At 67.1% G+C, this 14,924-nt stretch carries 10 protein-coding genes; 7 read left to right on the top strand and 3 right to left on the bottom strand.

The annotated features are described in order from the left end of the window. Window positions 1-2: 2 nt before the first annotated feature. The 7 genes from QM841_RS07290 to QM841_RS07260 all read left to right on the top strand — a co-directional run bounded on the left by QM841_RS07290 (window position 3) and on the right by QM841_RS07260 (window position 11,458). Window positions 3-1,376, top strand: a complete 1,374-nt coding sequence (locus QM841_RS07290) for a lipopolysaccharide biosynthesis protein (RefSeq protein ID WP_283331442.1) — start codon at window positions 3-5, stop codon at window positions 1,374-1,376. Further along, a complete protein-coding gene (locus QM841_RS07285) occupies window positions 1,363-2,607 on the top strand; it encodes a hypothetical protein (protein ID WP_283331441.1) in 1,245 nt (414 codons plus the stop codon). The genes QM841_RS07290 and QM841_RS07285 overlap by 14 nt, the downstream gene beginning before the upstream one ends. A gap of 2 nt (window positions 2,608-2,609) precedes the next feature. Next, on the top strand, window positions 2,610-3,281 hold the full coding sequence (locus QM841_RS07280) for a DUF998 domain-containing protein (RefSeq protein WP_283331440.1): 672 nt from the start codon (window positions 2,610-2,612) through the stop codon (window positions 3,279-3,281). Between the two features lie 31 nt (window positions 3,282-3,312). Then, window positions 3,313-4,110, top strand: a complete 798-nt coding sequence (locus QM841_RS07275; RefSeq protein ID WP_283331439.1) for a glycoside hydrolase family 16 protein — start codon at window positions 3,313-3,315, stop codon at window positions 4,108-4,110. Then, entirely contained in the window at window positions 4,103-6,211 is a 2,109-nt protein-coding gene (locus QM841_RS07270) for a hypothetical protein (protein WP_283331438.1), read from the top strand. Before QM841_RS07275 ends, QM841_RS07270 begins: the two co-directional genes overlap by 8 nt. Before the next feature lie 55 nt (window positions 6,212-6,266). Beyond that, entirely contained in the window at window positions 6,267-7,106 is an 840-nt protein-coding gene (locus QM841_RS07265; RefSeq protein WP_283331437.1) for a glycoside hydrolase family 16 protein, read from the top strand. 395 nt (window positions 7,107-7,501) lie between these two features. Beyond that, a complete protein-coding gene (locus QM841_RS07260; RefSeq protein ID WP_283331436.1) occupies window positions 7,502-11,458 on the top strand; it encodes a diguanylate cyclase domain-containing protein in 3,957 nt (1,318 codons plus the stop codon). A 37-nt stretch (window positions 11,459-11,495) separates the two neighbouring features. On the opposite strand, the gene efeB is transcribed toward QM841_RS07260, so the two are convergent. Genes efeB through efeU form a run of 3 tightly spaced genes read right to left on the bottom strand, consistent with a single transcriptional unit; the run spans window position 11,496 to window position 14,861 of the window. Then, window positions 11,496-12,776: an iron uptake transporter deferrochelatase/peroxidase subunit gene (gene efeB, locus QM841_RS07255; protein WP_283331435.1), complete on the bottom strand. Its 1,281-nt coding sequence runs from the start codon at window positions 12,774-12,776 to the stop codon at window positions 11,496-11,498. Between the two features lie 2 nt (window positions 12,777-12,778). Further along, on the bottom strand, window positions 12,779-13,918 hold the full coding sequence (gene efeO / locus QM841_RS07250) for an iron uptake system protein EfeO (protein ID WP_280781462.1): 1,140 nt from the start codon (window positions 13,916-13,918) through the stop codon (window positions 12,779-12,781). 16 nt (window positions 13,919-13,934) lie between these two features. Beyond that, the gene (gene efeU, locus QM841_RS07245; protein WP_283331434.1) at window positions 13,935-14,861 is read right to left on the bottom strand and encodes an iron uptake transporter permease EfeU; all 927 of its coding nucleotides are present in this window, start codon (window positions 14,859-14,861) and stop codon (window positions 13,935-13,937) included. Between the last annotated feature and the right edge of the window lie 63 nt (window positions 14,862-14,924).

Genomic DNA, 14,924 nt, shown 5'->3' with positions numbered 1-14,924 from the left:
TCATGGGATCCCCGACAGCGACGCAGTCGCACCTACGCGCGAAGCACCGTGCCGAGCAGCCACCGCGCTCCGCGGGGCGGAATCTGCAACTCAACTCGATGGCACTGATGCTGTCGAGTGTCGTCACCGGTGTACTCGGCCTCGCCTTCTGGGGTGCGGCCGCGCGATTGTTCCCCGCCGATCAGGTGGGCGTGGCGTCCGCACTCATCTCGACGGCGATCATGCTGTCGACGCTGTCGAATCTCAGCCTGGGCTCGATGTTCGAGCGCTTCCTGCCCGTGGCGGGCCACCGCGCGGGACCGTTGCTGGTCAAGGGTTTCGCCGCCGTCGCCACGCTGGCCTTCGTGTCGGCAGTCGGACTCATCGTCCTCGGTCCGCGGGACACGCTGTTCGAGAACAACCTGGAAATCGCGATCTATCCGGTGTTCGTCGTCGTGCTCGCGCTCTTCGCCCTGCAGGATCAGACCGTCTCCGGGCTGGGTGTGGCCCGCTGGGCGGCGTCGAAGAACGTCTTCCACGCGCTGGCCAAACTTCTCGCGGTCGTGGTGCTCGCGGCGTCGGGGTCGGCGCTCGCCATCGTCGCGTCCTGGGGGGTCACCGCGGCGATCGCCGTTGTGGTCGTATTGACGTCGATGGGCCTGCGCATCCGGTCCGACCCTCGATACCGGCAGGTGCCCGCTCTGCCCTCCAACAAGGAACTCGGTGTGTACTTCGGTTCCTCGTACGGCATTTCGGCGCTCGGGGCCATCGCCCCGCTCGTCGTCCCGCTGATCGTCGTCACCCGGGTCGGCACCGCGGCTAACGCGTACTTCGCAGTGACGTGGTCGATCGTCAGCGCCCTCTACATCATGGTGAACCTCATGGTGGGCCCGTTCGTCGCCGAAGCCGCCGCGCATCCGGACAAGATCGTCAGCCTGTCCCGCCGGTTCGTCCGCACCATTGCCGTGGTCGCGGTGGTGGGCGGATTCGGGCTGGCCTTCGTCGCGCCACCGGCGCTCGGATTCATCGGCGACGAATACCGTGCGGAAGGAACGCCTCTGCTCCATCTCGCCGCGGTGTTCGTGCCTCTCACCGTCATCGGTGCCGTCTACGACGGTCTCGCGCGGGTGTACCGCCGGCTGACCCTCGCCGTCGTCACCCAGTGCCTGGCCACGGTGGTCATCATCGTCGGCAGCCTGGTCTTCAGCGCGTCGATCGGGGTCGCGGGGGTGGGCTGGGCGTATCTTGCCGCGGAGACGCTCACCGCCGTGATCCTCGCCGGACCGCTCATCTCCTGGCTCCGCCGACTCCAGAACCGTTCCAAGTGGGAGCGGTGGCTGGCGAAGAAGAGCATGAACCAGAAACCGATGTGGCAGGTGTCCGATGTCGACGCATAGAGCAAGTTCCCGCGACCTGATGCGCAGCGGGAGCCGGATGATCACCGCGATCGGTCCCGTCCGACTGCCGAGCGTCGGCGAGATCCGGGACACGCTGACGCTGCTCGCGCACGCGGGCGGGCGGCACACCCCGATCGGCCTCGTCCCGACCACCGAGTCACGCCGGTGGGAGCACCGACCGCAGGACTTCCTCGGGCAGGTACGGGAACTCGGACCCTGTACCCGGGAGGAGGTGCCGCAGCTGCTGACCCGGCTGGCACGGTCGGGTGCGTCCGCATACCCGCTGAACGTCGCGGTCGCGGGCGATTTTCTCCTGCTCGACATTTCCCACGGACTCGGCGATGGCAGGCTCGCGCTGTCACTCGTCCGTGCCGTTGCCGGTGGACGCATGGGGACGCCGGTTCCGGAATGGGCGCGGACACGCGACAGCGCTCTGCCGCTCGCGTGCGCCCTGGCCCGGACCTTCGCGTCGTCCCCCACGCGTGTCGCGAGGCTCCTCGAATCCCGGCCCGCTGCCGCGCACGGTTCCGGATCGGCCGAGGTGGTCGTGCCGTGGCACGGCGCGCCCACCGCGGTCATCGCGTCGACAGCGCCCGGCACCACCGCAGAACTGCGTCGCTGGCGGGATCGGGAAATGCCCCGGGCGTCGGTGTCGTCGTTGCTGTTCGCGGCCGTCTCGCGGGCGATGCGCAGTTGTGGCCTGGCGATCGACGACGAGGTCGACGTTCTCTTCGACTGCCGCCGGTACCTCCCGGAGGCGGCGACGGTGAACGGCAACTTCGCAGCCCTGGTGCGGTTCTCACTGTCGGACCCGGGTGATGCCGCCGAGATGAGTGCGGCGATCGCGCAGGCCACGGCGTCGGGCCGGCCGCTGGCCTCGCTCGCACTCAGCACCGCCACGTTCCGCAGGCGGGTGCGTGCCGGTGTTGCGCACGCGCGGGCCACTCACGTCGCCGCGGACCCCCGGGCGAGGCTCGTGTACTCCGACATGGGACAGGCCGCGCTGCTGGCCGATCTCGACTGGACCGACGGGCCCGGCCGGCGTCTCGTCACCGCGCTGAGCGAACCGGCCGACCCTGCGTCGATCGTCTTCACCGCGGTGCGCCACGGTCCCGACCTGGACGTGTCGGCGTCGCTGCACGACAACGTTTTCGACCCCGAACTCGTCCGCAGCGCCCTCTCGGACGCACTGTGCGACCCACTGTCTCTACTGTCTCGAAGGATGTTCTGACCATGCCCTCACACGTCCTCGAGACCTCGAAGCGGACTCCGCTGTACCTCACCGTTGCCGTACTGCAGTTCTTCGTCGTCGAATTCCTCGTCGCCGGCACGTGGCGCGGTCACTACAGCTACTCTGCCAATTTCGTCAGCGACCTCGGCGTCCCGTTCTGCGGCACGGACGGAAACGCGCCGTGCAGCAAGACATCCCTGCTGATGGACGCGTCGTTCGTGGTGACCGGACTCGCCTATGTGGTGGCCGCCGTCCTGTGGCACCGCATCGAACGGGTGCTGCCGCCGGCCCCCGTCGTCTTCCTGGTGGTGGCCGGGATCGGCGGAACAGTGGTCGGTCTCGCGCCGTCGAACACGCACTGGGAAGTGCATTCGCTCGGTGCCACGCTGTTCCTGATCTTCGGCAGTCTCTTCACGCTCACGACGGCACTCACCGTCTGGCCTCAGATGTCCGGACCGGCAACGTACGTCGCCCTCGCACTGGGGGTGCTCGGACTGGTGGGGTACTTCTGCTTCACCTACTCCTGGGACCTCGGTCTCGGCGTGGGCGGTATCGAACGGGTTGCGGCCTACTCGGCGATCCTCGGGTTCGTCGTGTGCGTCCACCTCGTGACGCAGCTGCAGTCGGTTCGACGTTCGGCTGTCGTCCCGGTCGGAGACGGTGCCGGTGCATAGGCAGCTGAACCGTCCACGCAGGATCCGCGCCGTGTCTGCGGTGACGGTGTTCCTCGCGCTCGTCTGCATCGGCGCCACCGGGTGGTACGCGTCGAGCGATGTCGCGCAGGCGTCGAGGAAGGGTGAGTCGGTGCTCATGTTCGACGATTTCGTCGGGCCCGCCGGAACCTCGCCCGACCCCCGCTACTGGGGACACGCGGTCGGGGGAGGCGGCTGGGGTAACGACGAGGCGCAGGTGTACACGGACGATCCCGTCAATTCCAGGCTCGACGGTGAGGGCAACCTCGTGATCGAAGCCCGTCCCGACGGATCGGGGTACACGTCCGCCCGGCTTGTCACCCTCGACCGCTTCGCATTCCAGTACGGACGGGCCGAGGCCCGCATCAAGCTGCCGAGCGGACAGGGCCTGCACCCGGCGTTCTGGTTGATGGGCACGGACGTCAACCGTGTGGGCTGGCCGCAGTCGGGGGAGATCGACGTGATCGAGACCATCAACGACGCGTCGTTCTATCACAGTGCGCTGCACGGCCCGTCCGCGGACGGCACACCCTGGGAGGTGAAAGCCGAAGGCAGCGGAACCATGTCGGACGATTTCCACGACTACTGGGTGGAGCGGTCGCCGGACCGGATCACGTTCGGCATCGACGACGCGGTGACGGGCGAGTTCTCGCGTGCCGACGTGGACCCGGGGCAGGAGTGGGTGTTCGACAAGCCGTTCTTCCTGTTGCTGAATGTCGCCGTCGGTGGACGGTGGCCGGGCGACGTCGGAGCCGACACAACGTTTCCGGCCGCGATGCTCGTCGACTGGGTGCGGGTGACCGATGAGTGATCTCCTCACTGCGGAGCGACTCGACGCGAGGGCTCCGGAGCTGACCCGGTACTACGACGTCGCCGCGCTGGCCTCGGCGGTCGCGGGACTGACGTCCCTGGCGCCGCTTCCGTCGTCGGTGAATGCGGTACTGCTGACGGTATTCGTGTTGATCGGACCGGGGCTCGCGATCGTGACGTGGTTGCGGATACCGCTTGCCGCAGCCGTCGCGGCCGTCCCCGTTCTCGGGCTGTCTGTGGTGACTGCGGCCACGACCGTCCTGGCCTGGTTCTACCGATGGCCCGCGACGGGTCTGCTGCTGGTGATGGTCCTGGCCGTCGTCGCGTCCGCGCTGCGGCATCGCTGGCAGGACACCGGCGCAGAGCCGGTTCGCGCGGTGACCGTGCAGCAGGTGTCGTTCCGTCTGTCGCAATGGTGGTATGCCGCTCGCCGAAACCGGCCGCTGATCCTCGTTGCCGTGGCCCTTGCCGCGTGGGTGGTGGTGCTCTTCGGTCTCGGCTCCACCGCGTATTCACAGTTCGGTCTGCTGTTCGTCGGAAGTGGGCCCGGCCTCGTGGTGTGCGCCGTGATGATGCTCGGCGCGTTCGGCTGGGCTCTTCGCGAGAGGGCTGTCGGGACCGCTGCCGTTGCCGTGCTGGGCGTGATCGGGGTGGAACGGCTCACCCCGACCCTCGTCACCGACGTTCCCATCTACGGGTGGACGTACAAGCACCTCGGCGTGGTCGACTACATCCAGCAGTTCCAGACACTGCCGCCGAAGGGCGTCGACATCTACGGCGAGTGGCCGGGCTTCTTCACCGCATTCGCGTGGTTCGGCGACATCACATCCGTGGACATGATGTCGATCGCCCACTGGTTCGCGCCGGTGATCCACGTGCTGCTGGCCGTCGTGATCGCCGCGATCGCCCGGCTCCTCGGGTTCGGCATGCGGGTGGCACTGACGGCCGCGATGGTGGCGGAACTCGCCAACTGGGTGGGGCAGGACTACTTCTCGCCGCAGGCTGTCGCCCTCGTCATGGCATTGGGTGTGGTGGCACTGCTCGTGGTGTCGACGGAGCACCGCTCTGCGGCGTACCTGTCGATCCTCGTGTTCGCTGCCCTGGTGCCCACCCATCAGCTGACCCCGTACTGGCTGTTCGGCGTGACGGTTGCCCTGGCGGTGACGCGGAAGATCCGCCCGTGGTGGCTCCCCGTTCCCTACTTCGCGATCCTCGTCACCTATCTCGTTCCCCGGCTGGACATCGTGGCACCGTACGGGTTGCTGTCCGGTTTCAACCCGGTCGACAACGCCGCCAGCAACGTGACCGCCGTCGGCACGTTCGGGAAGATCTTCACCTCCGCCGTGTGCCGCTCCCTGTCCGCGGGCATCATCCTGCTCGCCGTGGTCTGTGCGATCCTCCTCTGGCGTCGCAAGCGTTCCGCCTGGGTCGGGACCGTCATGGCGTTCAGTTCTTTCGCGCTGCTGGCCGGTCAGAGCTACGGCGGTGAGGCGATCTTCCGGGTCTATCTCTACGCCGTGCCCGGGTGCGCGATTCTCATCGCGCCGATCCTCGTGGACGCTCTCACGGTCAGGTTCCGGTCCGGAGTGCTTCGCCGAGTCGTCCCGGTCGGACTCGCGAGCGGACTGGCCTACGTGACGTTCGCCGGCCTGCAAGGCTATTTCGGGTTGTGGTCGCTCGTCATCGGCTATCAGTCCCAGGTGACGTTCGCGAAGGACATCCTCGCGAACGAGAAGCCGCCGGTGACGATCATGTCCCTCTATCCCGCCGGCCTCCCCACCCGGATCAGCGCCGACTACATCAAATTCGCCGTCGTCGACAAGGATTTCGATCAGCCCTTGCTGGCCTTGCCCCCGGCCGTGCTGGAGGGCTTCCCGCACGGGGGCCAGATCGAGATGCTCACCGCGGATGCGGCGGAACGCGACGGCGACACGTATCTCGTGTTCAACACGCAGGGCACTGCCGCCATCCGCTATTACGGTTATCTGCCGGACGGATCCGTCGAGAACTTCGAGGACCAGATGCGGTCCAGCCCCGACTGGTCCGTGTACGCGCAGGACGACAACAGCACGATCTTCCGTTACACGGGGCCGCGCCGGTAACGGCCACGTCGCGTATTCGGTCACGACCGATCGCGGCGACACTTAGTATCGGCACATGCAGCGGATGCGCTCGGCCCTGGTCGAGATTGCGTTGACGTGCTCGGTGGCGCTGTGCGCGCTGTCCCTCACCCCGGCTGCTGCCGCTGCCGCGCCCGGCGGTGGAGGCGTCCGGACCGCCTACCCCGGATACACCGTGATCGGCAGCGACGAATTCGACGGACCCGCAAACGCGGCGCCCAATCCACTGTTCTGGGGTTACGACCTCGGCGGCGGTGGGTGGGGCAACAACGAGAAGCAGGTGTACACCGACTCCCGCCAGAATTCGCGACTCGACGGTAACGGTCGTCTCGTCGTCGAGGCCCGCAGAAACGGTGGCGGCTTCACGTCGGCTCGGCTGGTGACGCGTGGAAAGTTCGAATTCACGTACGGGGTGATCGAGGCCCGGATTCAGGTACCGTCCGGCCCGGGAATCCATCCCGCGTTCTGGACGCTCGGGAGCAACATCACCAGCGTCGGGTGGCCTGCCTGCGGGGAGATCGACATCCTCGAGGTGGTCGGGGACGGTTCCCGATACCACGCGGGAGTGCACGGCCCGACCGTCGGCGGCGGACACTGGGAACGCTCGACGGACGGTTCGATCGGTGCGAACCTCAGCGCGGGTTTCCACGACTACGCCCTGATCAAAGCGCCCGGCCGCATCTCGGTGGGCATCGACGGGAACATCGTCGGCACGGTCACCACAGCGGATCTGCGACCCGAGGAACGCTGGGTGTTCGACTCCCCGGCGTACCTGCTGCTCGATGTGGCCGTCGGCGGGAACTGGCCAGGCCCGGTCACGTCGTCGACACGCTTTCCGGCCACCATGCTGGTGGACTGGGTGAGGTTCTCCCAGTGACGTCCGGGACGAGTTTCGGGTGTGAATAGAATCAGGTTCATGGCCGTGTCGAAGTCAGAGTGCCGCTGCGGCCACCCATTCGCCGCTCACGAGCATTACCGCCAGGGCACGTCCTGTGCTCTCTGCGACTGTCCGCGGTTTCGGCGGCGCCTTCCCCGGTTGATCCGGAAACTCGTGGGCCGCTGACCGATCTCGAACGCGCGCCGGCTGGAGTTCGGGATTCGGCAGCGTTGAACGTGCGTGCGGAGTGACGAGTACCGGCATAGGGCAGCCCATAAACAAACCATAGGTTTGTTTATGGGCTATATTTCAGTATGCATGTCGTGCAAAGATGGACTTCTGGAAACTTTGAATCCAATTCTTCCTGACGGCAGGCGGCAGTTCGGGTGGTGGCGATGGAACATCGGACAGCCGCGCGGGTGGGGACGTCGTCAAGCGCCGAGGCCCTCTGGAAAGGCGGTCTGTGGGCGATCGCGGTCGTATTCATCGTCCCAGCGCTGCTGTTCGCGCTGGCGCTGTGGCGAGGGTGGGGTGGCACGTTTACGACCACGGTGGTTGTCGACGTGGGCCTGCTGGTGTTCGCTCTCGTCGCGACCGGGTGTACCGCGTGGGCTGCCTGGAGAGGACGCGGCAGCCGCCGCCGCAGCTGGCTGGCGTTGGCGGGTGGGCTGGCGGCCTGGTCGGCCGGCCAAGCCATCTGGTGCTACTACGTGGTGTGGCAGGGAAGTGATCAGATACCGTTTCCTTCCTCGGCGGCTGCTGCGTACCTGCTGTTTCCGGTCGGCGCATGCGCGGCGCTGTTGCTGTTCCCGACCGGCGACAGCGGACAGTCCCGTACCCGGCTGATTCTGGACGGAATCATCGTGGCCGGTTCACTGTTCGTGATGTCGTGGGTGAGCGTGCTCGGCAGCGTCTACCGCGCGGGGAGCGCCACACCGGTCTCCCTCGTGTTATCCCTCGCCTATCCTGTCGCGGACCTGGTGATTGCGACGATGGCGATTGTGGTGCTGACCCGAGCGCGGGCCGGGCAACGCTTGACCATGGGACTGCTGTGCATCGGGATCATTCTGATGGCGTTGTCGGCCAGCGCAGTCTCGTACCTGACCGCGCTGGGCACGTATCACAACGGCGGCGTTACCGACCTGGGCTGGGTGGCCGCCTTCGCCGCGATTGGTCTGGCGGCGCTGTCGAGCACCCGCGAGCCGTCACCCGAACCGGTTCCGGCCCAGATTCCGTCTCGAACACGGTTGTGGTTGCCGTACCTTCCGTTGCTGCTGGCCGCCGCCGTCGGCCTACAGCAGGAGCTGCCCAGCCTGGGCTCCGGGCCGATTCCCGCTGCGATCATCGTCCTGGTGATCGCCTTGCTGGCACGGCAGTTCATCGTCTTGGCCGAGAACCGACGGTTGTTGCTCACCGTGGCCCGGCAGGCCTTCCGCGACCGACTGACCGGACTGGCGAACCGTGCCTTGTTTCTCGACCGGCTCGACCAAGCAGTGCAGCGCCAGCGCCGGGAACTCACCCCGATCGTGGTGCTCTGTGTGGATCTCGACGATTTCAAAACTGTCAACGACAGCCTCGGCCATCCCGCCGGGGACGAGCTGTTGATCCGCGTCGCCGAACGGCTCACCGGGTGCATGCGGAGCACCGACACCGTCGCCCGGCTCGGAGGCGACGAGTTCGCGGCACTGGTCGAAGGCAGCGTCCAAGATGCCCTGTCGGCCGCGGATCGGGTACTGGAGGCATTCACCCCGCCGTTCATCATCGACGGTGTCGTGCTCTCCATCCGCCCCAGCATCGGGCTCACCATTTCCACTGTCGCCGGCGCGACGACCGAGAGCCTGCTCAAACAGGCAGATCTGGCAATGTACGCGGCCAAGCGCTGCGGTGGTGGTTGCCTGCGCAGTTACGTGCCGGACCCGGCCGACTCCGACGCGAAGGACGCGCTGACCTGCGACGACAATCCGACTCGCAGCCTCGGACCCGGGGAAGCCACGAACACACCGCGACACGCACGACCCGTGACGGATCAGGTTGTAGCGGGAGGGGACGTCGTGTCGGTGCCGAGGTCTGCACACAACCGACACCGACCGGCTCGGGTGAGCTGGGTGTCGCCATCCGATCGGGCGCGGCGTGGCGTCATGGCGGGGCTGGGGATTCTGCTGATCGGTGTGGTCCTGTTCGGGATCGTGCTGGGGGCAGGTGATCAAGCGGGTTGGATCGTGCTGCACGGAGTGCTCTACAACGGACTGGCTTTGTCGGCCGCCTTTCTGGTTGCGGCTCGCGCGTGGTGTATTCCGACCGAGCGGCGGGCGTGGTGGCTGATCGCGCTGGGAATGACCAGCTGGTGTGTGGGCGATGTCGTGTCGATGTCGTGGCTGCCTGACGGCCAGTCACCATCGGTGGCCGATCTGCTGAAACTGGCGTTCTACCCACTTGTGTACGCCGGGTTGGTGGTGCTCCTGCGCTCGCGAGCGCGGCGGTTGCCGACCGAGATCTGGTTGGACGCCATCACCGCAGGGTTGACGCTGGCGGCGCTGGCAACGGCCGTCGCATTCGGTCCGATCGACTCGGCCGCCGAAAGATCACCCGCGGCGGTGATCGTCGGGTTGGCCTACCCGGCGGGAGACGTGCTGCTGTTGGCACTCGCGGTCGGGGCACTCGCGGTGCTGGGGTGGCGGGCCGAGCCGCGGTGGGTGCTGCTGGTCGCGGGGTTCGTGCTGTTCGCGGTGGCCGACACTGTCAACCTGTTCCGCACTGCTGCCGGTCACGTGGAGGTCACGTGGATCGATGCGCTCCCGTACGCCGCCGCGATGCTCGTGGCCGTGGCCAGTTGGCGAGCCCCCGGCCGAAGACAGTCCGGTCAGCTACCGGGACTGGGTATCTGGGTACCTCCACTGGTGTGCACTGCCGCTTCGGTGGGGCTGCTGGTCCTCGACCACGATGCACGGTTGCCTGGGCTCGCGGTGGTGCTCGCCGCGCTCAGCCTCGTCACGGTTGCAGCCCGATTCGCGGTGACGTTCCGGGAAGTCGTCGTCCTGGCCGACAGCCACCGCCAGGCGAGCACCGATGACCTCACCGACCTGGCCAATCGTCGGGCGATCATGGCGGCGCTGACGGCCGCATACTTCGACCAGGCGGCACAGCCTGGGACGGGGCAGGGGCCGGGGCCGGGCCTGCTGCTGATGGATGTGGACCGCTTCAAGGAGATCAACGACTCGTTCGGACGTAACGTGGGCGATCAATTGCTGTGCCAGATTGCCGACCGGCTGGCTCGGTCCGTGCGACCGGGTGATCTGCCGGCACGCCTCGACGGAGACGCCTTCGCGGTCCTGCTGCCGGCAGGGATCGACCTCACGGACGCCCGGGCACTGGCCGGTCAGCTCCTCGAGGCAGTAAACGAGCCTTTCGACCTCGACGAGGTCACGGTGCGCGTCGAGGCGCGGATCGGGATCGCCCTCTGCCCCCAACACTGCACAAACCCTCAGGATCTGCTGCAGTGCGCCGGAGTGGCTGTGTATCGCGCCAAGTCCACCCGCCGCACGATCGCGGTGTACGACACCGCCGAGTACCAGCGCAGCATCGAGGAGAGGCAGACCATCGACGAGCTGCGCACGGCGATCGATGGTGGCGAGCTCACGTGCTACTACCAGCCGAAGGTCAGTGCCTGCGACGACCAGGTGCACGGCGTCGAGGCTCTCGTTCGGTGGGAGCATCCCCTCCGCGGCTTACTCCTACCCGATCAATTCCTTCCTCAGGCCGAGCAGTCAGGATTGATGCGTCCACTGACAGCGAGAGTGCTGGAGCTTGCGCTGGGTCAGGCGCGGAGCTGGCTCGATCACGGTATATCGCTGACCGTCGCAGTGAACCTGTCGGTCACGAATCTGCTCGACGCAGACCTGGTCGCGGAGATCGACCGACTCCTGGACGACCTTCGGTTACCCGCCGACACGTTGATCCTCGAGATCACCGAAAGCGTCCTGATGACCGACTACCGGCGCGCCAGAAGGGTGGTCGAGGCGCTGCAGGGTCTGGGAATCGGATTGTCGATCGACGACTACGGCACCGGCTGGTCCTCTCTTGCCTATCTGCAGGACCTCGCCGTCGATGAGCTCAAACTCGACAGGGTCTTCGTCGCCCGCCTCGCCAGCGATCCTCGATCGGTCGCGATCGTCCGATCGACCGTGGAGCTCGCACACAGCCTGGGCGCGTCTCTGGTCGCGGAAGGCGTCGAAGACGAAGACACCCTGCGTGCCTTGCGTCGATACGGCTGCGACGTCACCCAGGGGCATTACCACGGCCGCCCTCTGCCCCCCGACCAGCTCGACCTTCGGTTGCTCGGCCGACACCGTTGATGCATACGCGGTGTCAGGTGCGCGGGATCGGGAGGCTCTACGTGAACAGGCCCTGACCCCAGTACTGCCCCTCGGCGAGGCCGGGCGGGCAGGCGAAGAGGGCGGAACCGACGTGCTGGATGTACTCGTTCATCGCGTCGGTCCTGGACAGGTTGAGCTGCATCGGCACGAACTGTTCCTGCGGGTTGCGGCAGTAGGCGATGAAGAAGAGTCCGGCGTCGAGGTGGCCGAAACCATCGGAGCCGTCGGTGAAGTTGTATCCGCGACGCAGGATCTGGATGCCGCCGAGTTCCTGAGCGGACGCCAGTCGCACGTGCGCGTCGACGTCGATCACCGGGTCGTGACCCTTCTTGGAATCGAGGTCGAGTTCGTCGAATTCCGCCTTGCCGCTCAGGGGGGCGCCGGTGCCCTTGGACCGTCCGATCACTCGTTCCTGCTCGCCGAGCACGGTGCGGTCCCACTGCTCGATGAGCATGCGGATCCGCCGCGCCACGAGGTATGCGCCGCCGCCCATCCACGCCTGGTCGTCGCCGGAGCCCACCCAGACGTGCTGGTCGAGGACGCCGGGTTCCTCGGCCTTGATGTTGTTCGTTCCGTCCTTGAACCCGAACAGGTTTCGCGGCGTGTCCTGGGTGGTCGAGGTCGACGAGGTGCGGCCGAACCCCAGCTGCGACCACCGGACCGAAGCCGTGCCGAACGCGACGCGCGCCAGGTTGCGGATGGCGTGCACGGCCACCTGCGGGTCGTTGGCACACGCCTGGATCGCGATGTCGCCGCCGCTGCGCGCCGGGTCCAGGTTGTCCGCCCGGAAGTGCGGAAGGTCGACGAGCGCGGCAGGCTTCTTGGCCGCGAAGCCGAACCGGTCGTCGAACAGTGAGGGCCCGAATCCGATGGTGAGGGTCAGCTGGGACGCCGGCAGGCCGAGCGCCTCCCCGGTGTCGCTGGGCGGAACGTAGATGCCGTCGCCGATGGCACCGTCCGGGGTGGCCTCCTCGCCGGCGGTCATCCGCTCGGCCATCACGGTCCACTTCTTCAGCAGCGCTTCGAGTTCCTCACGGGACTTCGTGGTGACGTCGAACGCCACGAAGTGCATCCGGTCCTGCGCGGGCGTCACGATGCCCGCCTGGTGTTCGCCCCGGAAGGCGACGACGTCGGCGTGCGAGAACGGGGGTTCGGCGGCGGTGGCTCGCCCGACCAGTGCACCGGCGCCGGCGAGGGCGGCTCCCGCCCCGACGGCGCCGAACAGACGTCGTCGGGACATTCCCTTGCGCTCGTCCGCCGAGGTGGTCGTGTCGGTCGTACCGGTTGGATCAGTCATGATTATGCGCCTGCTACCACGCCTTGAACCTGGCTGACCTCGGCCGAGAGGGCGTCGATCTTGCGCGACAGTTCCTGGCGCTGTTGTTCGTTGACGGTGTCGTAGAAGACGAACCCGTCACCCTGGCGGTATTGAGCGAGTTCGGCATCGAGGTCCGCGAAACGCTGGGTGATGTTCGCGGCCAATTCGGGATTGCGTTCGTCGATAATCGGCTGCAGTGCGGCGACCGCGGCCTGCGAGCCGTCGACGTTGGCCTGGAAGTCCCACAGGTCGGTGTGCGAGAAGATGTCTTCCTCACCCGTGATCTTCGACGTGGAGATCTCGTCGAGCAGCCCCTGCGCGTCGCCGGCGATCTTGGTGGGGTCGATCGTGTAGTCCTCGGCGTTCACCTGGTCGGCGAGGTACTGGACGTCGACGACGAGTTGGTCGGCGATCGCGTTGGTGTCGGGTTGGGGACCGGTGACCCACAGATCCTTCTCGAGCCGGTGGAAGCCCGTCCATTCCTGCCCGGGTTCGAGGTCGGCCTCCCGCAGGTCGAGCTTGGGGTCGAGTTCGCCGAAGCTCTCCGCCTCGGGCTCGATGCGCTCGTAGTAGGTGCGGGAGACGGGGAAGAGTGCCTTGGCCTGCTCGACGTTGCCCGCCTTGACGGCGTCGACGAACTGCTGCGTCGTGTCCTGCAGGGCGACGACCTGGCTGCGGATGTAGCGGCGGTAGCCGTCGGCGGCCTCGGCGAGCTGTCCGCTCTCGTCGGACGCGCTCATCGAGTCGCCGGTGACGGTGAAGTCCTGACGGATGCCGTTGCCGACCATGCCGGGCTTGCACGCGAGCTGGTAGGTGCCTGCGTCGGGCAGCGACACGATGAGCTGGCGGGTGAGCCCGGGACCGATGTTCTCGACCTCACCCATCGCACGGTCGCCCTCGGCGAATACGTAGAACTCGGTGACCTTGCTGCCGTTGTTCGTGACTTGGAACGTGCTGTTCCCGGTGGTTCCGGAGTCGGCGCTGACGTCACACGTGTCGTCGTTCGCGGTGACGGTGATGTCGTCGGTGCTCGCGGTCGACTTCTCGGTGCAGCCTGCGAGCGCCAGCGGCAGCAGGGCGGCCGAGGCGAGGGCGAAGGTGGTTCGGCGCGTGGTCTTCATGGGCGGAAGGTGCCTTTCATGAAACGGTCTCGTCGGGGGTGGGGGAGGCGGTGCGCTCGGGTGCCGTATCGGTTGCAGGAGCCGCGGGGGCCGGTGTGGGTGCGGAAACGGGCCGGAGGAACAGGAACAGGACCACGACGATGTACACGACCCAGGCGACGGCCTGCAGGACCGTCGGGTCGGGCCGGAAGTTGAAGATCCCGGCCAGGACGGTGCCGTACCAGCTGGACGCGTCGTAGCCGTCCGAGATGTCGAAGGCGAGTGCCGAGCCGCCGGGCAGGACTCCGCCGATCTGCAGGGCATGAATGCCGTACCCGAGGATTCCGGCGGCGACGATGATCAGGAAGATGCCGGTGTACTTGAAGAATTTCGCGAAGTCGAGCCGGACGGCGCCGAAGTACAACAGGACCGTCACTATCGCGGCGGCGACGATACCGAGCAGGAGGCCGACGAGAGGCCAGGCGCTACCCGCTGTGTTCTCGGCGTACCCGACCATCAGGAGCGCCGTCTCGACGCCTTCCCGGCCGACGGCGAAGAACGCGAGGGTGAGCACCGCGATGGGCCCCGCGACCAATGCTTTCTCCATGCCCGCCTTGAGATCGTGGGAGATGGTCCGCGCGGCCTTGCGCATCCACAGCACCATGACGGTGACGATCGCGACCGCGACGAGGGACGCGACGCCGGCGATGACCTCCGCGGTGAGTCCGGTGACGGTGGACGTTCCGTAGTGGATGACGAGGAAGATCGCGGCCACCATCGCGACGGCGATGCCGACGCCGAGCCAGACCCACTTGAGTGCGTCCTTGCGCTCCGCTTTCACGAGGAACGCGGCAAGGATCATGACGACGATGCCTGCCTCGAGGCCCTCGCGCAGACCGATCAATCCACTGCCGAACAGCTGTGTGGCGATCGACGGCGCGGTCCCTGCGGCAAGGACGGACATGCACACTCCTGGGCGAGGCGGGGTCGAGCCGAGTGGTCCGCAAGGTTGGGTAGGCAACCTTGC

The sequence above is a fragment of the Rhodococcus sp. IEGM 1307 genome, from assembly GCF_030056915.1.
Classification (GTDB): Bacteria; Actinomycetota; Actinomycetes; order Mycobacteriales; family Mycobacteriaceae; genus Rhodococcus_F; species Rhodococcus_F opacus_D.
Note: the sequence above shows the minus strand (reverse complement) of the source record. Positions and strands in the feature narration are given on the sequence as shown.